Here is a 17934-nt window from a genome sequence, read left to right on the forward strand (position 1 = left end):
GTTAAGGTTTTCACTCGATCGGAGACCCGGAAATGGGACGAAGGACATTCAGCCGCGAATTCAAGCTTGAGGCGGTGAAATTGGTGAGGGATCGCGGCGTGGCTGTGGTGCAGGCCAGCCGTGACCTGGATATCGCTGAGAGCGTATTGCGGCGCTGGATAAGGGAGGGCGAGGCGGACCCCCGGCACGCGTTTCCCGGCCATGGCCAGATGCGACCCGAACAGCAGGAGATCGATCGTCTCCGACGGGAGGTCGCCAAGCTCAAGGCGGAGCGTGACATCCTAAAAAAGGCCGCGGCGTACTTCGCCAGGGATGCGACATGAAGTTCGCCTTCATCGCGAGACACAGGACGGTCTGGCCGCTGTCCTGGCTGTGCTCGGCACTGGGCGTCTCTCGCTCGGGCTTTCACGCTTGGCTCGGGCGGCGGCCTGGCCAGCGCGCCCTGGACGATGAGCGGATCGCCCCCAAGGTCCGTGCCAGCTTTCTGGCGAGCGATCGAACCTACGGTGCTCGGCGTGTCTGGCACGACGTGCTGGCCGATGGCATCAACTGCGGCCTGCACAAGATCGAGCGACTGATGCGCAAGCAGGCGCTTCGGGCACGGCCGCGGCGGCGTGGCCTGCCGCCGGATAAGGGCGAGCGGGCGATGGGCGCACCATCAGCCAACATCCTCGACCGCCAGTTCGCGGCGCCAGGTCCGAACCAGAAATGGGTGGCCGACTTCACTTACATCTGGACGGCCGAGGGCTGGCTCTACGTCGCCGTCGTCATCGATCTGTTCTCCCGACGCGTCGTCGGCTGGTCGATGAGCGCCACGATGGTCGCGCAACTCGTCGCCGATGCGCTGGTCATGGCGATCTGGCGGCGCGGCAAGCCAAAAACTTTGCTGCACCACTCGGACCAGGGCAGCCAATATACGAGCGAGGGCTTCCAGCGCCTGATGCTCGATCACGGCATCACCTGCTCCATGAGCAGGTCCGGCAACGTGTGGGACAACGCCGCGATGGAGAGCTTCTTTTCGTCCCTGAAGACCGAGCGCATCGCCCGCAAGGTCTATCGCACGCGCGACGACGCGAGGGCGGATGTGTTCGACTATATAGAGCGGTTCTACAATCCCAAACGGCGGCACTCAGCCATCGGCTATCTCAGCCCTATGCAATTCGAACAAATGGCACAAACAGGCTAAACTCGCCGTCCATCAAACCGGCAGCAGCTCATTGGTCTTGCCGTCGCCGAGCGTGTCACCAAGGACGATGTTGCCGGTCTCCTCATCCTTGATGAGCATGTCGGCGCAGCAGATCGCCCAACTCTCGTCGTTGTACTCCTGCCCGTAGAGCCCGAGGTTGGCCTTGAGATTTTGGGCCCTAATCGTCTCCTCCGAAACTGACAGCATGCCGCCGGTGCCGCAGGTTGGATCGTAGATCTCGCGATAGACGCCTGCCTTGTAGACGTCCTCTTCGCCCGTGTAGATCAGATGGGTCATCAGCCGGATGACCTCACGCGGCGTGAAGTGATCACCGGCCTCCTCGTTCGCCTGCTCGTTGAAGCGCATGACGAGGTGCTCGAAGATGTAGCCCATCTCAAGGTTGCTGATTTTGTCCGGGTGGAGATCCACGTCGGACATCAGCTTCACGATGTTGAAGAGGCGGTTGCTCGCGTCGAGCTTTTCGATCTGCTCTCCGAACTTGAACTTATCGAAGATGCGGCGAGCCGTCTCCGAGAACCCATTGATGTACGAGACCAGGTTGGGCGCGATGTTCTCGCTGTCGCCGAGCAGCTTCTCAAAGGTGTACGGGCTGACGTTGTAGAGTGGCTGCTTGCGGTCCGGACCAACAATCTTGGTGAGGAGCCGCGGTATTGCCCTTTCCGGCGTGCCGGCCGCAGTGAGCCTGGCGTGTTCGCGAATGACGTCGTCCTTGCTGGGTTCCAGCACGCAATCGAACCGACGCAGCACCACCATGGGCAGCATCACCAGCCGGTACTGCGGCGGCCGATAGGGCCCCCGCAGGCGGTTGGCTATGTCCCAAATCGTGCCGGCAATCGCTTTGTGGTTCTCGGTGAGCATCTGTCGGTTCGATTCCCTTGATCGGGCATTCTTATGCACATAGCCGAAATGTCACAGGTCGCCATGTGGCCGACGCAGAAGAGATTCGGGCAGTGACCACGCCTACGCTTGGCAGGGGGCTGCCAGCCAATGACCAGGCAAGAAGGAGGAAGGTGTTGGAGAGGGCGGCGCTCGTCTCGCCCGCGACCGGTTCCTCGTCCCATCGAGCCGGGGCGAATGAACCAGCCACCGCATTTCCGCTTTCCAGTGCCCTTCGCCGACCAAACGGGTTGCGAAAACGTCCCAAGCTTGGATCCGAGATAATGAGGCAAATTCAATGGGATAAGGCTTGAGGGTGAAATCACCCCACCCCCGAGCTTCGGAGACTTGCGCGCCTCCGGAGAGCGATTTCCGGGGTCGTTGCGTTCTCCAACCCTCAAGCCGTCGCGGCAAAACCCCAGGAAACCTGCGGTTCACGGCGCTATCGGGGGAAGAGAAATGTGAGGTTGGGAAACCGACTGGAGCAGCGGTGGGAACCGAGAACGCAACCGTCTCTGGGGCGTAGAGGTGTCAGATGAGGCCCCCTACGCCAATCCGTACCTCCAAGACGGGCGCTTCGCAGGCGCTGCGCCCGATTACGCCTCGCCGCTACACGATTTCCCCTCGACCTCACCGCCGTCGAACAGCGTCTCCAGCAACGGGCACTCCGGCCTGACGCTGCCACCGCAGCATTCGATCATGCCGGCCAACACGCTCTCCATGCGCTGCAGGTCGGCAAGGCGCGCGCGGACGGCTTGCAGATGCCGCGCCGCAAGTTCGCGCGCCTCGACGCAGGCATGGTCCTCCTGGTCCACGAGCCGCAGCAAGGCGCGGACCTCATCGAGTGTGAAGCCCAGCTCGCGCGCGCGGCGCACGAAGCCGAGCCGCATCACATGCGCGGTCCCGTACATCCGGTGCCCGCCCTCCGACCGTGCCGGGTGCGGCAGGATCCCGGCACGTTCGTAGTAGCGGATCGTCTCCACATTGCAGCCCGTGCGCCGCGACAACGCGCCGATCGGCAGCCGGGGCAGGACATCCGAAAGCGCCGCGCGGTCCATGGCGAATTCTCCCCTTGCACCTGTAGTCACTACAGGTACCATACCCTCGTCCCGGAGGAGCAGGAAGCGCCCCACTGCGCGCCCTGGTCCGTCAGGAAGGGACATCAGATGACCGCGACCCACGACCGCTCATCGCCATCGGCCACCATCGCTGGAAACCGCGTCGACCGCGGCGACACCGCTGTGAAGCTCGCCGCTGCCGGCGGCGTGCTGGGCGCGCTGGCCGCCTCCTCCTGCTGCATCCTGCCGCTGGCTCTGTTCAGCCTCGGCGTCGGGGGCGCCTGGATCGGCACCCTCACCGCATTGGCGCCCTACCAGCCGATCTTCGCGGCCTTCACGCTGGCCGTGCTCGGCTTCGGCTTCTGGCGCGTCTATGGCGCGCGCCCCGCCTGCGCCGCTAACGCCGCCTGCGCGAGGCCGCTGCCGCGCGGGATGGTCAAGGCCGGGCTGTGGTTCGCAACGGTGCTGACCGGCGCGGCCCTCGCCTTCCCCTTCGTCGCCGACGCCCTGCTGGCCTCGTGACGCAACCCAACAAGGAGTGAATCCGGTGTTCCGATCTGTCCGCCCCCTCGTCGCCCTGGCCGCGCTGCTCGCCCCGGCCGCGGGCGCATCCGCCGCCGAACGCACCGTGACGCTCGGCGTGGAGAACATGTACTGCGCCGCCTGCCCGCACATCGTCCGCCAGACCCTGGCCAGCGTACCGGGGGTGCGACGGGTGGAGGTCTCCTACCGGACGCGAACGGCGACCGTGACCTTCGACGACGCACGGACCGACGTCGCGGCGCTGACCACAGCGACCGCCGCAGCCGGCTACCCGGCCAGCCTGCGGGTGGGCGGTTCGTGATGGCCTGCGGCGCGGCGCGGCGACACGGCCCGGGCCGCGTGTCGTGAACGACCGGACGCTCATCCGCACGGGCGCCATCGGCGCGGGCCTCGCGGCAATCTGCTGCGCCACGCCGATCCTCGCCATCGTCCTGGGCGCGGCCGGCCTGTCGGCCTGGGCCGCCGGGGCGGATTCCGTGCTCATTCCCATTCTTCTCGCCTGCCTGGCGCTGGTCGCCATCGGGCTCGTGCGACGTCAGCGTGCCAGGACATGCTGCGCGCCCGGTGAGACGACAAAGGAAGGCCGCCCGTGAGCGCCTGTTGCACATCCGCCGGGGGCGATGCGCGCCGCTACGACCTGGTCGTGGTCGGCGCCGGCTCGGCCGGCTTCTCGGCCGCGATCACGGCAGCGGAACAGGGGGCGCAGGTCGCCCTCATCGGCCACGGCACGATCGGCGGCACCTGCGTCAACATCGGCTGCGTGCCGTCGAAGGCGCTGATCCGCGCGGTGGGCGCCGTGCATGACGCGCGTGGCGCACAAGGACGCTTTGCGGGTGTGGAGAGCAGCGCGCGCATCGCCGACTGGGGCGCGCTCGCGGCGCAGAAGGACGCGCTGGTGGCCCGGCTCCGCCAGGCGAAATACGCCGACCTGCTGCCGGCCTACAACGGCATCACCTACGTCGAGGGCCAGGCCCGCCTGGTCGAAGGCGGCGTCGAGGCCGGCGGCCGCCACCTCGCCAGCGATCGCATCGTCCTGGCCACCGGCGCGCGGCCCGCGATGCCGGCGATCCCGGGCATCGATACCGTCGCTGTCCTGGACAGCACCTCGGCGTTGGCGCTCGAGTCCCTGCCGCGTTCGATGATCGTGCTCGGCGCCGGCTATGTCGGGGTGGAACTCGCCCAGACGTTCGCCCGTGCCGGCGTCGCGGTCACCCTGGTCTGCCGCAGCCGGCCGCTACCGGAGGCCGAACCCGAGATCGGCACGGCGCTGACGGGCTACCTGGCACGGGAGGGGCTGACGGTGCTTGGCGGCGTGCGCTACGAGCGCGCGGCGCAGGGCGCGGCGGGCGTGGCGCTGACCGTCGCGCGCGACGGGCGGGCGGAGACGCTGACCGCGGAGCGTCTGCTGGTCACGACCGGCCGGGCGCCGAACACCGAAGGCATGGGCCTCCCGGAGGCCGGCATCGCGCTCTCGCCCGCCGGCGCGATCCTGGTCGATGACCGGATGCGCACCAGCCGTCCGGGCATCTACGCCGCGGGCGATGTCACCGGGCGCGATCCCTTCGTCTATATGGCCGCCTATGGCGCGAGGCTGGCGGCCCGCAATGCGCTGAACGGCGACAGCCTGCGCTACGACAGCAGCGCCATGCCGGCGGTGGTGTTCAGCGATCCGCAGGTGGCGAGCGTCGGCCTGACGGAAGCGCGCGCGCGCGCCGCCGGGCATGAGGTGCTGACCTCGATGGTGCCGCTCGACCACCTGCCGCGCGCGCTTGCGGCACGCGACACGCGCGGCCTGATCAAGCTGGTGGCCGATGGGCGCACGCGCCGCCTGCTCGGGGCGCATGTCCTGGCGCCTGAGGGTGCCGACGCGATCCAGACCGCCGCCATGGCGATCCGCGGCGGGCTGACCATCGACGACCTGGCGGAGACGATCTTTCCCTATCTGACGACCGTGGAGGGGCTGAAGCTCGCCGCGCAGGCCTTCGACAAGGATGTGGGCCGCCTGTCCTGCTGCGCCGGGTGAGGACTCATGCTGGGCGGACGAAGGTCTCACCTTCGTCCCCTCAGGCGCCGGCGCCGCTCCGGGGCTTGGCTTCGTCATGCCAAATGCATGCAGGTCGCATGACGCAATTGCCGCGGGCCGCATTCGCGGCGTCGTGCCGCAGACACGCCTACGGCTTGACGGCCGACTTGCGGGCGGCTGCAGGTTCGTCTTTTCTCCTGCGGGAATAAGCTCTGGTGACGCCGCATACATGCGCTAGCTGCCCGGCATGATGGTTCCCAGCCGTGCCGCGCTCGAACGCAACCAGGTGTGGTTCTACCTCGCCGCCGCCGCCGCAGGGCTCGGGGCCGGGGCCGGCGCGCCGGCCCTCGCCGGACCGGTGGAGGCGCTGCTCTGGCCCGCGCTGGCCCTGCTGCTCCTGGCCACGTTCGCCCAGGTGCCGCTGACGCATCTCGCCGACGGGTTCCGGGATCTGCGGCTGCTCGGCGCGCTGCTGCTCGGCAACTTCGTGCTGGTGCCGCTGCTGGTCGCGGCCCTCTGGCCGCTCGTGCCGGCGGAGCCTGCAATCCGCCTCGGTGTGGTGCTGGTGCTGCTGCTACCCTGCACCGACTGGTCCATGACCTTCACGCATCTCGCGCGCGGGGACACGGCCGGGCTGATCGCCGTGGTGCCCGTGCTACTGCTGCTCCAGATGGTGCTGCTGCCGGCCTACCTCTGGCTTTTCCTCGGCTCGGGCGAACTCGTCGCGCTGCCGGCCGATCGGCTCCTGCTGGTTTTGCGTTGCTGATCGCCGCACCACTGGCGCTGGCTTGGCTGTTGGAACGCTGGGCGGAACGTGCACCGGCCGGGGCGCGTGTGGTGCGCGCCATGGGGGCGGCGCCGGTGCCACTGCTGGCCGTGGTGGTGTTCCTGATCGCGCTCGGCCAGGGCGGCACACTGGCCGGGGCACCGGCGCGGCTTGCCACCGTCGCCGGGGTGTTCGCGCTCTTCCTGGCCGGCGCGCTGGCACTCGGGCTGCTCGTCACGCGCGCCTTTGCCTTGCCGGCGGCCTCCGGCCGTGCCGTGGCATTCAGCCTCGGCACGCGCAATTCCTTCGTCGTGCTCCCGTTGGCCCTGGCCCTGCCGGAAGAATGGAGCCTCGCGGCGCTGGTCATCGTCCTGCAATCGCTGGTCGAACTGCTCGGGATGCTGGTCTTCCTGCGCGTCGTGCCGCGGCTGTTCCGCACCGCCGGCTGACCGGACGGCGGCCGCCTCCGCCAGCGTCGCGCAAACCGCGGCGGCGACGCGCCGCGGCCTTTCGCCGAGCCCGAAGCAGAGCGCCGGGTCGCCGCGAGGATCCACTTCCACCGCCTTTGCGCCCGCCTGCACCGCGACGCCGTCGCGCACCAGCCCGCGCAGGCAGCCCACGATCGGCGCGCGCAACGCATGCGGCCCGAGGTCGATCACGGGATCGCCCGCCTGCACCTCGTCCCCGATGCGATGGCGCGTCCGCACGACCCCGCCTTCCGGCGCGTAGACCGCACGCTCCCGGCCGACGCCGGCGATGGCGCGCGGCTCGCCGCGCAAGCGCCTCGACCTCTGCAGGCAGCGCTGCGCCGGACAACGCGGCGACCTCGGTGGGCGCCCCTTTCACGACGCGCATCTGCGTGCCGTCGGGGCTGGCGATCTCCGCCTCCGCAAAGCGGCGCGCCGGGTCGAAGGGCAGGAACGCACGCCGCGTTGCAGCGGCGTGCCGCGACGGCCCGACGCCCGCCGCCGCTGCGCGCACCGCGGCATCCACACCATCCGGCCCGGAGTCCGAGGAGGCTAGCGCGGCCAGCGCCAGCACATCGGCCTCGGCAAGGCCTCGCAGGGGCGCCACCGCAGCGATGGCGAGGTCGTTGCGCGTCAGCGTGCCGGTCTTGTCCGAGCAGAGCACCGTCATCGTCGCCGCGTCGTGCACGGCACCAAGCCGCGTCAGCAGCACGCCACGCCGTGACAGCGTCCGGGCTGCCATCGCCGCGGTCAGGGTGAAGGCCAGCGAAAGCGCCACCGGGACCGTCGCCAGCACGGCGGAGAGTACCAGCGGCAGGACGCGCCGCAACTCCATCCCCGTGGCCGCGGCGTAGGCGAGCATGCCGACCACGACCGCGCCGTTGATGACGGCCAGCAGCCGCACGATCGCGACCACCGTGCGTTCCTGCGTGCTTTCCGCCCGGGCGATGCGCACCAGTTCCGCGGCCCGGCCGAAGAAGGCGCGCGGGCCGGTGGCGGTGACCTCGGCCACAGCCTCCCCGCCACGCACCAGGGCGCCGGCATGGGCGGCGGCACGCGGTCCGGCCCCCACCGCGGCGCTCTCGCCGGTCAGCATGGATTCGTCGAGCGCGACCTCGCCCGAGAGGATCCGCACATCCGCCGGCACCACGGCACCGAGGCCGAGCTTCACGACATCCCCCGCGACCAGCCCCGCGACCGGCAGGCTCGCCCAGACGCCATCGCGGAGCACCGTCGCCTGCGGCGCGAGGCGCGCGCACATCGCCTCGAGCGCCGCATCGGCCCGGCCCTCCTGCAACGCGCCAGCCGCCGCGTTCACCACGAGCAGGGCGGCGACCACGATCGCCTCGGTCGTCTCGCCCAGGGCGAGTTGCAGCACGATCGCCGACTCCAGCATCCAGGGCACCGGGCCCCAGAACCGCGCGGCGAAGTGGCGCAGCGGATGCGGCCGCTCCTCCGGCACGGCGTTCGGGCCGTCACGGCGCAGCGCCGCCGTAGCCGCGGCGCTGGTCAGGCCGGGCGGCAGCGATGGCGAATCAGGCCGTGCTTCCTCGGTCATGGCTCATGCTCCCGCGCCACGGCGCTGTGAGCGCTCCGCCTCAGCCAGGCACGCCGCAGCAGGAGCAGCGCGATACCGAGCCCCGCGGCGGCGGGCACCGCTAAGTCATCGAGGTCGGCGCCGAGATGCACGCCGGCCAGCAGGCCGACCGCCGCGCCTGGTAGTATGTGGACCGGTGCCCAGACGATCGCGGATACTAGGTTCGAGGCGTAGAAGGCGGCCGGCCGCATGCCGAACATGCCCGCGACCACCGGCACCACCGAGCGCACGCCGGGCAGGAACCGCGCCAGCGCGACGCCGGGCACGCCGAAGCGTCGGATGAAGGCTTCCCCGGTGGCCAACAGTGCGGGTCGTGTCGCGAAGGGCCATCCCGACAGCAGGCGATCGGCATGGTGGTGGCCGATCCAGTAGGACAGGCCATCGCCCGCCACTGCACCGAGGATCGCCGCCACCACCACGCCCGCCAGCGAGACATGGCCCAGGCTCGCCGCGGCGCCGATCGCCATCAGGATCGGCGTGCCCGGCACCAGCGCGCCGACCACGACGAAGGCCTCGGATGCCGCCACCGCGAAGGCGACGGCCCAGGTCAGGCCGGGATGCGCGGCAATGAAACCGGTGATCTCGGCGATCAGCGCGGTCATCGCAGCACCAACCAGGCCAGCGCGATGGTGCCGATCAGGATGCGGTACCAGCCGAAGGGGGCGAAGCCGATGCGGCCGATCACCGCCAGCACCGCCCGAACGACCAGCAGCGCGGTGACGAAGGCCGCGGCGAAGCCGACCGCGATCAGCGTCCCGCCGTCGAAGGCGAGATCCGCGCGTGCCTTCCACAGGCTGTACACGGTCGCCGCCAACATTGTCGGGATGGCGAGCACGAAGCTGAACTCCGCGGCGGCGCGGCGGTCCACGCCGAGCAGCCGCGCCGCGATGATGGTCGCGGCCGAACGCGAGATTCCCGGCACCATCGCCAGCGCCTGGCCGAACCCCACCACGAGCGCCGCCCCGGGGCCGATGGCGGCGGGGTCGTGGATCGTCGGATGCCGCATGACGCGCTCGATCAGCAGGATGACGACCCCACCGGCGATGAGGGCCAGGGCGACCACCAGCGGGCTGAACAGCAGGCGGGTGATCGGCCCGTAGAGCGTCGCGCCGAGCACCAGTGCCGGCAGGAAGGCCAGGATCAGGGCCGTGGCGTAGCGGCGCTCGGCCGTCGCGGGCCGCCACATCCCGATCGCCATGCGCCACAGCATGGAGCGATAGATCCACACCACGGCGAGGATGGCGCCGAGTTGGATCGCGATCTCGAACACCTTGCCGGGCGGCCCCCGGAAGCCGAGCGCCTCGCCAAGCAGGATCAGGTGGCCGGTCGAGGAGACGGGCAGGAACTCGGTCAGCCCCTCGACCACGCCGAGCAGGCCGGCGGAAAGCAACTGAGTCGGGTCGGTCATGGCGAGACGGTGTCCTTTGCCCTTGGTGGCCCGTGCTAGCCCCCGCCCGCTTGCGCGCCTCTCGCGCCAAGATTGGGAATTCCCAATCTGCGCCTCATCCTTCCAGCATGCCGACGCGCCGCGGCGTCCGCTCACGCCCGCCATCCGCCGGCGGGAAGGCGAGGCTGACCGCCAGCCCGCGCCCGTCCGGCCGCGCCGCATCCAGCGTCAACGCCGCCTCATGCAAGACGGCCACCGCCGCGACCAGCGCAAGGCCGAGGCCGCTGCCGCCATCGGACCGGCTCGGGTCGAGGCGATGGAAGCGGCCGAGGATGCGGGCGCGCTCGGCTTCCGGCACGCCTGGCCCGTCATCCTCCACCCGCAGCACCGCGCCGGATGCGCCGCGCGACAGGCTCAACCCGATGCGGGTGCCTGGCCCGGTGTGGCGGATCGCGTTCTCGATCAGGTTGGCGATCGCCTGGGTCAGCACTTCGCGGTCGCCGCGGATCGCAACGCCCTCCTCGATGCGGGTCCAGGGCTGGCGGCCAGAGTCCTCGATCGACGGCCCATAGGCCTCGGCCAGCGCGGCGGCGAGGGCGGAAAGGTCCACCTCGGCAAAGCCTGCACGGCGCGAGCCGGATTCGATCTGCGCAATGCGCAACAGAGCGGCGAAGGTGCCGAGGATGGCATCGGTCTCCGCGATCGCCGCCTCCACCGCGGCGTCATAGGCGGCGACGCTGCGCTCGCCGTCGCGCGCGGCCTCAAGGTCCTGCCTCAGCCGGGCCAGCGGCGTGCGCAGGTCGTGCGCGATGGCTGAGGTGGCGTGGCGCAGCTCGTCCATCAAATGGTGGATGCGGTCGAGCATGGCGTTGATGGCGCCGGCCAAGCGGTCCATCTCGTCGCCACTGCCGCCATCCACGAGAGGCACGCGCCGCGCCAGGTCGCCGGCTGCGATCGCCTCGGCCACCGCGGCGATGGCATCGATCCGGCGGAGGAAGCCCCAGGCGACGAGCACGCCGCCGCCGATGCCGAGCCCGAGGGTGGCCGCGCCGGCCCACAGGAAGGCCTCGCGCAGCAGTTCCGCCGCCTCGCTGACCGCGCCGGCGTCGCGCGCGACCACCAGCCGCGCGCCGTCGGGCAACGTCGCGGCGGCGACGATGAAGGGCGTCTCCTCGCCCTCCGACCCCGGCAGGGTCACCTCGTCGAGGCCATCGGCCACCGGCGCCAGCAGGTGGTCACCGAGCATGCGCCGCCCTTGCGCATCGAACAGGGCGTAGCGGGCGCCCGGATGGCTCGCCCGGTCGGCGATGCGGGCGCGGATCACCGTAGCGAGGCCGGATGTCCTCTCGGTCGCCTGTTCATGCAGCAGGCCGGCGAGGTCGGCGGCGGCGGCCTGCTCGACCTGGCCGCGCATCACGCCGACCGTGCCCCAGTGGACCACGCCGAACAGCACCGCCGAGGACAGCGCGAAGACCGCGGCGTAGAGCAGCACCAGGCGAAACCCGGCCGCCCCCCACAGCCGTCGGCCGAGCCGTTCAATCCGGCGCACGCAGGCAGTATCCGGCGCCGCGGACGGTGTGGATCAGCTCGGCCTCGAAGCCGCGATCCACTTTGCCACGCAGGCGGCTGACATGGGTTTCCACGATGTTGGTCTGCGGATCGAAGTGGAAGTCCCACACCTTCTCCAGCAGCATCGAGCGGGTCACCACCTCGCCGGCATGGCGCATCAGGTGTTCGAGCAGGCGGAACTCGCGCGGCTGCAATTCGATGCGCTGGCCCGCGCGCGTGACCGCGCGGCGGATCAGGTCCATCTCGAGATCCGCGACCTTGAGCCGCGTCGGTTCACTGCCAAGGGCAGGCCGCCGCGCCAGCGCATTGAGCCGCGCCAGCAACTCGGCCAGCGCGAAGGGCTTCACGAGGTAGTCGTCCGCCCCCGCGTTGAGTCCTTCGACCCGGTCGTCGATCCCGCCCATCGTCGTCAGCAGCAGGATCGGCGCCCTCACCCCGGCCGCGCGCACGGTGCGCACGATGCCGGCACCGTCGAGGCCCGGCAGCATGCGGTCCACCACCATCAGGTCGTAGGGTTCCCCGGCGGCGAGGAACAGGCCATCGCGCCCGTTCGCCGCCGTATCCACGACATAGCCGGCCTCGGAGAGACCCTTGGCGAGGTAGTTCCGTGTCGCGGCATCGTCCTCGATGACCAGGATCTTCATGGTCCCTGCCGCCTCCTTCAACGGTCCCGCCGCCAGGGCAGGAACATGTGGGCGATCCTGCCCTCGCCGGCCAGCTGATGGAACAGCGCGACGCCGGCATGGCCGCCGAGATAGATCCACAGCACCGTGACCAGGGCGGCATGGATGCCCAGCAGCGGCGCGAGCCCGCCATACCAGCCGAGCGCACCCGTTGCCACCAGCGCCGTCGCCGCCAGCAGGCCAAGCCCATGCACCGCCGGGGCAAGACCCGCCGCCGTTTCCTCCGCGCGCGGCAGGCGCCGGGCGCGCAGGGCGACGATGACGCCGCGCAGGTCGAGCCACGCCGCGCGGCGGCGTGAGGCCGAAAACCAGGGAAACAGCGCCGCCGGCGCGGTGCCGCCGCCGCCCGGCCGCAGCAGGACGGTAAGCCACAGCATCGACACCGCCGCCACCGCGCCGAGGCCAGCCAGCACATGCACGGCGAACCAGGCATCGCCCGGCACCCCGCCCTCCGGGGTCGCCATGACCGAGCCCGTCGTCAGCTGGACCGCGACCATCGCGACGAGCAGAAGGTGGCCGAAGCGGACGGCGCGCGCATGCCGGCGCGGATTGGCCGAGGGGATGGTCGTGTCCGACATGGTGCTCATGCCTCCGGCGCCGCGCCGCGCCGACCGGCGAACAGCCGGGCGACCAGCAGCAGGGCGAGCGCCGCCGGCACGCCGAGCGCCACCGGCAGTACCCGCGCGGATTCGACCACAGGCTTCGGCGCGATGCTGAAGATGGCGCCCGTGCCGATGGCCGGCACCGGCGCGTCGCGCGTGGCGGCGCTGACCAGCACGCGATAGGTCCCCGGTGCGATCAGCCGCAGCGACCAGTCGCTGCGCGCGGACCCGCCCGGCCCCAGCGCCGGAATGGTCAGCGCCTTGTTGGCGCTCCAGTCCTCGAGGTCGATCGCCTGCTCATGCCCGGCATCGACGCGCAGGATGGTCAGCCAGGCGACGACGCCGCTGGCCTCGGCCGTGGGAGAAGGGTTGCGGATGACGGCATGGTAAGTCAGCCGGTCGCCCATACGCGGCGCGGGCGGATTGGCCGCATCGGGCGCGAGGGTGACTTCGAGCGGGGCGGGTGCCGCGCCGTCGGCCGCCCGCGCCGGGGGTGGCGCCAGGGCGAACAGCGCGGCCAGCGCGCCGGCTGCGAGGATGGTCCTGCGGATCATGACACGATCTCCTCTCCGGGCCGGCGCGGCGCGTGCAGCGCGCGCAGGGCGAGGCCGTAGGCCAGCGCCAGCCAGCCGAACACGAGCGCGAGGTGCCAGCCCTGCGCGGCTAGCGCCTGGCCATCGATCACCATCGCATCGAGCGCGTTGACCGCGCCCGAGAAGGGATTGACCGCGTCGAAGCCGCGACCGAGGGCGGATTGGCGCAGGCTGGGGCCAATCGCCAGAGGGCTCGCGACGAGCATCAGCCCGATCAACGCGGAAAGCAGGGCCGCGCGGGCCGAGCGCAGCCGCGCCCCCAACGCCATCGCGCCCGCCCCGATGGCGAGCGCCACCGGCGTGCCCAGCAGCACAAGCCCGACCAGCGCGGCGCCGAGATTCTGCCCGGTGCTGCCGACCGCCCAGAGATAGGGCAGTGCCAGCGCGACCATGGCGAGCCAGGCCAACGCCTGGCCGCCGAGCTTGCCGAGCAGGATGGCCCGTCGTGGCGCCGCGGTGGCGAGCAGCGGCAGCAGCGCGCCGCGCTCGCGATCGCCGGCCACCGCATCCACGCCCATCACGGCGGTGAGCAGCGCGCCGAGCGCGATGGTCATGCCCGCCATGTCATAGACCACCTGCGCGTTGTCGAGCAGGCCGAGCTGCGTGCTGCCCACCAGCAGTAGCGCGAAGCCGGTGAAGGCGAATGCCGCGGCAAGCAGCCAGGCGAGGCCGCGCGGGCTCGTCAGGAGTTCGCCCCCTTCGCGCCGGGCGATGGCGAAGGCGGGGCTCATGGCCGATCCCCCGCCGCGTCATGGGCGCCGGTCAATGAGAGGTAGAGCGCCTCCAGTCCCGCCTGCTCGGCGCGCACCTCGCGGATAGGCCAGCCGGCGAAGAGCAGCGCGCGCCAGACGGTCTCCGGCGCGACGCCGGGCGCGAGCTCGACAAGCGCCTCCTCCGCACCGGCATGGCGGATGGCGAGCAGCGCGGCGCTGTCGGCCGGCAGGCTCGGCGCGGGGCCGCCCAGCGCCAGGCGGAAGCGGCGGCCCGCGGCGTGGCCGCGCAGTTTGGCAAGGCTGCCTTCGGCCACGGTGCGGCCGGCGACGATGACGGTCGCGCGGTCCGCGATGCGCTCGACGTCCTCGATCAAATGCGTGCACAATAGCACCGCGACGCCGCGGCTGCGGGCGAGGTGGCGCAGCAATCCGAGCAGCCGCAGCCGGCCGCGCGGATCGAGGCCGTTGGTCGGCTCGTCGAGAATCAGCAGCTCAGGTTCGGCAACCAGCGCGCGGGCCACGGCAAGCCGCCGCCGCATGCCCTGGGAGTAGCGCGCGGCGGGCATCCGCTTCGGCGCCTCGGCGAGGCCGACTTCCTCGATCAGGGCGGCGGCGCGCGCTGCGCCGATCGGGCGGCCCTGCAGCACCGCCCAATATTGCAGGTAGTCCGCGGCGGTCATCCAGCCGGTCAGCCCGTCCTGTTCCGGCATCAGCCCGATGCGCGCGCGCAGCGCGTCGGGCGCGGTCAGCGGGTCAGCCCCGAACAGCCGCACGCGGCCCGCCTCGGGCGCCAGCAGGCCGAGGGCGACGGCCATGGTCGTCGTCTTGCCGGCGCCGTTCGGGCCAAGCAGGCCGCAGACCTCCCCGCGCGCGACGTGGAGGTGGACATCGGCGAGGACGCGCCGCGACCCACGCCTTACGCTCAGGCCCTCGATGGCGAGTGGCGGGGCCGCACCGTCGCTGCCGGTCCGCGGACGGTCATCGGGAGGATCCAGGCTGGTGGTGTGCGAGAGGCTCATGATTGTCGCTCCTGGGCGGGGCCGCACCTGTTGCGGCTGCGCTCGGTCCAGGATGCCCGCGCTGCGGTGATCGGCATTTGGAGCGTGCTATACGGATTCCCAACGCGCGCGCCCTGGCGCGCGCATGCGAAAGGGGCCGCGCCGAACCCGGCACGGCCCCCTGGCGCCGGCATGCCCGGTCAGGCGCGCTGTTCGGCCAGCCGCGCGGTGCGGACCATTCGGAAGACCAGCGCACCGATCACCGTGAGGAAGACGGCGCTGGTGCCGACGGTGCCGAGCCCGAACCCGCCATCGGCCGGGGCCTGGGACAGCAGGTCGCCCAGCGAGGCGCCGAAGGGCCGCGTCAGCACATAGGCGATCCAGAAGCAGAGGACCGCGCCGGCCCGGAAGCCGTAATGCGCGAGGGTGACAGCGGCGATCAGCGCGCCGAACATCACCGCTGAGAGGCCGTAGCCCAGCGCCAGACGTTCCGCCACCAGGTCGCCGGCGGCGGTGCCGAGCGCGAAGGTGAACAGAATGGTCGCCCAGTAGAAGCCTTCCCGTCGGCGCGTCACGATGGTGTGGATCGACAGCGTCCGCTCCACCGCGTACCAGGCGGCGAAGGTCACCGCGAGGCCGATCGCGAAGCCTGCGGTCGCGGCAGGCAGCGGCACGCCCAGATTGTCCACCATGTTGTCTGTGATCAGCGTGCCCACGACGCTGACCATCACCGTGGTCAGCCAGTAGATCACCGGCACGTAGCGATCGGCGCGCACCTGCATCCACAGGATCGCGGCGAGCAGCGCGGCCATCACCACCGATGTGCCGCCAAGCCCGAAGCCGAGCGTCACCGAAAGGAAGTCGGCGCCAGTCTCGCCGACCGTGGTGGCGAGGATCTTGATCACCCAAAAGGCCAGCGTGACCTCCGGGACCTTGTTGAGCAACGTGCCGGCCGCGCGCGGGCCGAGTGTGGTGGCGGACATGGTCATCCTTCCGGCAGGGGGTGGATGCGCGCGACGCCGGTCCGCCCGGCGCCGCGCCTTGGGGGTCAGCGGTTCTCGCCGCCGGCCGGCAAGGCCCGTGCCTGGCCAGTCGCGGCGTCCACCGCCACCTTCACGACGCGTCCATCGGGGCGCATCACCTCGACCTCGAAGCCGTTGGTGCCATCCTCGGCTTCCCAGCCGGCTTCGATCGTGCGCCCGCCGGCCGTGGTCTCGGCCGCCTCGATCGCCTTGGCCAGGGTGGTGGGCGCGCGCAGCAGGGCCGCGACCTCGTCGCGATCCTCGCGGTCGAGCAGCCGCGCGATCAGGCCGTCACGCTCGGTCGCGCGCACGGCGCCGGAGGCAGGGTCGATCTTGACGGTCAGCATCCGATCGGCCACTGCCACGCGCACCTCGTACAGGTGGGTACCGTTCTCGTCCTCCAGGCCGATGCGAATCGCACGGCCGCCGGTCGCCGATTCGGCAGCGGCGATGGCGGCGGCCGGCGTCACCGTGGCGGCGCGCAGGGCCGCCACCTCGCGCGCGGATTCGGCGCCTTCGCGTTCGCTCGCGAAGGCAGGGGAAAGGGTGCTGCCGACGACGAGCGTCGCGGCCAGCATGGCGGGTAGGATGCGCCGGGAGATCATGATCGCCTGTTCCTGCTTCGAGGCATGCGCGGGATGCGGATGCCGATGGCACACAGGATGGGGTGGCGGCGACTGCCAGCGTTTGGAGGGCGCTATACCGATCACCAATCTTCGGTGGGACCCGCGGACAGTGACCTCCTGACAATGGCCGAGGACATCCATTGTGGCCAACCGCGTTTGCAGGCCTGCTCCATCACTGGTCCCGATCCGCCTCCAACGGCGGACGCATCGCGCATGGATGGCCTGCGCGGCACCCTGCTCACGGCAACCTTCGCTTTCGTGCGGCCACGGAAAGTGTGATGGCGCCCAGGTCGAAGGTGGCCGCGGAGATGTTCCTGGCCATGACGCGCACGGTGTTGTTGGACCACGCGGCGGCGTCGAGCTCGATGAAGCGCGTCGACGAGGCGAGCGCTGCATGGGCAAGATCCCCCTGCCGCGCGCCATTGACGGTGACATCGAGCAGGCTGGTCGCCCCTGGTGCGAGACTCGGCAAGTCCCACGACACTTCAGCCGCGAACTCGCGCTGCCCTGCCGGTAGCGCTGGGGTACCGCAAATCAGCGCTGGCGCCGCCTCGGGCAACCCGTAGAGCCGCATCGCCTCGACCTCGATCTGCCCGTCGAAGCCGACGATGCCGATCTGCGCGAAGGCGACGCCTGGCCCGAGCCGCACCGTCATCCGCTTGTTCAGCGAGGCGTCGGCCATGGTGGCGCCGCCGGTCCAGGCCTTGGACGGGATGTTCCACAGCAGCGTGGTGATGGAGGCGAGCGCATCGCCAGCGACGTTCTCGCGGACGTTCATGGCCGCATCGAAGCAGCGCACGAAGATGCGTCCGCCATCGGCACTGCCAACGAGCGAATGGACCAGGGCGAACTCCTTCGCCTGGGAGCACTCCACCACGAAGGCCAATCCCCGCTGCGCCTCCAGCAGCAGCCCACGGGCGGTCGGCGTAATGTCGTCCAGCCCGTTGAAGGACAGCCCGGCGAGGGTGGCGGCCAGAGGACTGCATGGTTGTTGAGCCGCTTATGCGTGATCGATCGGCGTTGACCGATGAGTGCGGACAGAATGCCTCCCTGGCCGCGGTCGGCGCGCGTTGCGCCGCGCCATCCGCAGCGCTTGCCGGGTGAGGCGGCAGCCTGCAAGATCGCTGCAGGATCGCGCGGCGGCCTGCGGAGCCATCGGTATTTTCCGCCAAGCGCCGCGGGTGGCGCGTACCGGCGCCGTCTC

21 protein-coding genes are annotated in these 17934 nt (G+C 70.9%); 7 read left to right on the plus strand and 14 right to left on the minus strand.

Translation table 11 applies throughout. The features are described from left to right. Positions 1-32 precede the first annotated feature (32 nt). Positions 33-1186, plus strand: a protein-coding gene (locus GT007_RS01635; RefSeq protein ID WP_160119804.1) for an IS3 family transposase whose coding sequence is annotated in 2 segments (ribosomal slippage) — positions 33-282 and positions 282-1186 — 1155 coding nt in all. Because the reading frame shifts where the segments join, the coding sequence is not laid out codon by codon here. Between the two features lie 12 nt (positions 1187-1198). Here GT007_RS01635 and GT007_RS01640 read toward each other — a convergent pair. Further along, entirely contained in the window at positions 1199-2065 is an 867-nt protein-coding gene (locus GT007_RS01640; RefSeq protein ID WP_160119805.1) for a type I restriction-modification system subunit M, read from the minus strand. A gap of 614 nt (positions 2066-2679) precedes the next feature. Next, positions 2680-3141, minus strand: a complete 462-nt coding sequence (locus GT007_RS01645) for a MerR family transcriptional regulator (protein WP_160119806.1) — start codon at positions 3139-3141, stop codon at positions 2680-2682. Between the two features lie 183 nt (positions 3142-3324). Between GT007_RS01645 and GT007_RS01650 the strand changes: the two genes are divergently transcribed. The 6 genes from GT007_RS01650 to GT007_RS22275 all read left to right on the plus strand — a co-directional run bounded on the left by GT007_RS01650 (position 3325) and on the right by GT007_RS22275 (position 6922). Beyond that, a complete protein-coding gene (locus GT007_RS01650; protein ID WP_236571439.1) occupies positions 3325-3663 on the plus strand; it encodes a mercuric transporter MerT family protein in 339 nt (112 codons plus the stop codon). Positions 3664-3688: 25 nt separating this feature from the next. Further along, positions 3689-3985, plus strand: a complete 297-nt coding sequence (gene merP, locus GT007_RS01655; RefSeq protein ID WP_160119808.1) for a mercury resistance system periplasmic binding protein MerP — start codon at positions 3689-3691, stop codon at positions 3983-3985. Between the two features lie 43 nt (positions 3986-4028). Then, positions 4029-4277 carry a mercury resistance system transport protein MerF gene (merF, locus tag GT007_RS01660; protein ID WP_160119809.1) on the plus strand — a complete coding sequence of 83 codons (249 nt, stop codon included), beginning with the start codon at positions 4029-4031 and terminating at the stop codon, positions 4275-4277. After that, positions 4274-5707, plus strand: a complete 1434-nt coding sequence (merA, locus tag GT007_RS01665; protein WP_160119810.1) for a mercury(II) reductase — start codon at positions 4274-4276, stop codon at positions 5705-5707. Before merF ends, merA begins: the two co-directional genes overlap by 4 nt. A 247-nt stretch (positions 5708-5954) precedes the next feature. After that, positions 5955-6473 (plus strand): bile acid:sodium symporter, encoded by a 519-nt coding sequence (locus GT007_RS22270; protein ID WP_236571440.1) that lies wholly within the window; start codon positions 5955-5957, stop codon positions 6471-6473. Next, positions 6467-6922 carry a hypothetical protein gene (locus GT007_RS22275; RefSeq protein ID WP_236571441.1) on the plus strand — a complete coding sequence of 152 codons (456 nt, stop codon included), beginning with the start codon at positions 6467-6469 and terminating at the stop codon, positions 6920-6922. Before GT007_RS22270 ends, GT007_RS22275 begins: the two co-directional genes overlap by 7 nt. On the opposite strand, the gene GT007_RS01675 is transcribed toward GT007_RS22275, so the two are convergent. The 12 genes from GT007_RS01675 to GT007_RS01730 all read right to left on the minus strand — a co-directional run bounded on the left by GT007_RS01675 (position 6837) and on the right by GT007_RS01730 (position 17616). Continuing rightward, positions 6837-8498, minus strand: a complete 1662-nt coding sequence (locus GT007_RS01675; protein WP_160119811.1) for an HAD-IC family P-type ATPase — start codon at positions 8496-8498, stop codon at positions 6837-6839. The genes GT007_RS22275 and GT007_RS01675 overlap by 86 nt on opposite strands. Next, positions 8495-9139: a DedA family protein gene (locus GT007_RS01680; RefSeq protein ID WP_160119812.1), complete on the minus strand. Its 645-nt coding sequence runs from the start codon at positions 9137-9139 to the stop codon at positions 8495-8497. The genes GT007_RS01675 and GT007_RS01680 overlap by 4 nt, the downstream gene beginning before the upstream one ends. Continuing rightward, positions 9136-9945, minus strand: a complete 810-nt coding sequence (locus tag GT007_RS01685) for an undecaprenyl-diphosphate phosphatase (protein ID WP_160119817.1) — start codon at positions 9943-9945, stop codon at positions 9136-9138. Before GT007_RS01685 ends, GT007_RS01680 begins: the two co-directional genes overlap by 4 nt. Before the next feature lie 94 nt (positions 9946-10039). Next, positions 10040-11473, minus strand: coding sequence for a sensor histidine kinase (locus tag GT007_RS01690; protein ID WP_160119818.1), 1434 nt, complete (start codon positions 11471-11473; stop codon positions 10040-10042). After that, positions 11460-12137 carry a response regulator transcription factor gene (locus GT007_RS01695; protein WP_160119819.1) on the minus strand — a complete coding sequence of 226 codons (678 nt, stop codon included), beginning with the start codon at positions 12135-12137 and terminating at the stop codon, positions 11460-11462. The genes GT007_RS01690 and GT007_RS01695 overlap by 14 nt, the downstream gene beginning before the upstream one ends. Before the next feature lie 17 nt (positions 12138-12154). Beyond that, complete coding sequence (locus GT007_RS01700) at positions 12155-12754, minus strand: cytochrome b/b6 domain-containing protein (protein ID WP_160119820.1); 600 nt, start codon at positions 12752-12754, stop codon at positions 12155-12157. Positions 12755-12759: 5 nt separating this feature from the next. Further along, positions 12760-13332 (minus strand): hypothetical protein, encoded by a 573-nt coding sequence (locus GT007_RS01705; protein ID WP_160119821.1) that lies wholly within the window; start codon positions 13330-13332, stop codon positions 12760-12762. Then, positions 13329-14102: an ABC transporter permease subunit gene (locus GT007_RS01710; RefSeq protein ID WP_160119822.1), complete on the minus strand. Its 774-nt coding sequence runs from the start codon at positions 14100-14102 to the stop codon at positions 13329-13331. Before GT007_RS01710 ends, GT007_RS01705 begins: the two co-directional genes overlap by 4 nt. Then, entirely contained in the window at positions 14099-15103 is a 1005-nt protein-coding gene (locus GT007_RS01715; RefSeq protein ID WP_160119823.1) for an ABC transporter ATP-binding protein, read from the minus strand. Before GT007_RS01715 ends, GT007_RS01710 begins: the two co-directional genes overlap by 4 nt. A gap of 179 nt (positions 15104-15282) precedes the next feature. Next, positions 15283-16065: a COG4705 family protein gene (locus GT007_RS01720; RefSeq protein ID WP_201451764.1), complete on the minus strand. Its 783-nt coding sequence runs from the start codon at positions 16063-16065 to the stop codon at positions 15283-15285. 65 nt (positions 16066-16130) lie between these two features. Then, positions 16131-16709 carry a PepSY domain-containing protein gene (locus GT007_RS01725; protein ID WP_160119825.1) on the minus strand — a complete coding sequence of 193 codons (579 nt, stop codon included), beginning with the start codon at positions 16707-16709 and terminating at the stop codon, positions 16131-16133. Between the two features lie 259 nt (positions 16710-16968). Further along, the gene (locus tag GT007_RS01730) at positions 16969-17616 is read right to left on the minus strand and encodes a hypothetical protein (RefSeq protein WP_160119826.1); all 648 of its coding nucleotides are present in this window, start codon (positions 17614-17616) and stop codon (positions 16969-16971) included. Between the last annotated feature and the right edge of the window lie 318 nt (positions 17617-17934).

This window comes from Rhodovarius lipocyclicus, from assembly GCF_009900765.1.
GTDB lineage: Bacteria > Pseudomonadota > Alphaproteobacteria > Acetobacterales > Acetobacteraceae > Rhodovarius > Rhodovarius lipocyclicus.

Coding starts and splice junctions, on each gene's coding strand:
- GT007_RS01710 (WP_160119822.1), bottom strand. CDS start 14,102: ATGAGCCCCGCCTTCGCCATCGCCCGGCGCGAAGGGGGCGAACTCCTG.
- GT007_RS01675 (WP_160119811.1), bottom strand. CDS start 8,498: ATGACCGAGGAAGCACGGCCTGATTCGCCATCGCTGCCGCCCGGCCTG.
- GT007_RS01725 (WP_160119825.1), bottom strand. CDS start 16,709: ATGATCTCCCGGCGCATCCTACCCGCCATGCTGGCCGCGACGCTCGTC.
- GT007_RS01715 (WP_160119823.1), bottom strand. CDS start 15,103: ATGAGCCTCTCGCACACCACCAGCCTGGATCCTCCCGATGACCGTCCG.
- GT007_RS01705 (WP_160119821.1), bottom strand. CDS start 13,332: ATGATCCGCAGGACCATCCTCGCAGCCGGCGCGCTGGCCGCGCTGTTC.
- GT007_RS01695 (WP_160119819.1), bottom strand. CDS start 12,137: ATGAAGATCCTGGTCATCGAGGACGATGCCGCGACACGGAACTACCTC.
- GT007_RS01685 (WP_160119817.1), bottom strand. CDS start 9,945: ATGACCGACCCGACTCAGTTGCTTTCCGCCGGCCTGCTCGGCGTGGTC.
- GT007_RS22270 (WP_236571440.1), top strand. CDS start 5,955: ATGATGGTTCCCAGCCGTGCCGCGCTCGAACGCAACCAGGTGTGGTTC.
- GT007_RS01645 (WP_160119806.1), bottom strand. CDS start 3,141: ATGGACCGCGCGGCGCTTTCGGATGTCCTGCCCCGGCTGCCGATCGGC.
- GT007_RS01680 (WP_160119812.1), bottom strand. CDS start 9,139: ATGACCGCGCTGATCGCCGAGATCACCGGTTTCATTGCCGCGCATCCC.
- GT007_RS01720 (WP_201451764.1), bottom strand. CDS start 16,065: ATGTCCGCCACCACACTCGGCCCGCGCGCGGCCGGCACGTTGCTCAAC.
- GT007_RS01700 (WP_160119820.1), bottom strand. CDS start 12,754: ATGTCGGACACGACCATCCCCTCGGCCAATCCGCGCCGGCATGCGCGC.
- GT007_RS01640 (WP_160119805.1), bottom strand. CDS start 2,065: ATGCTCACCGAGAACCACAAAGCGATTGCCGGCACGATTTGGGACATA.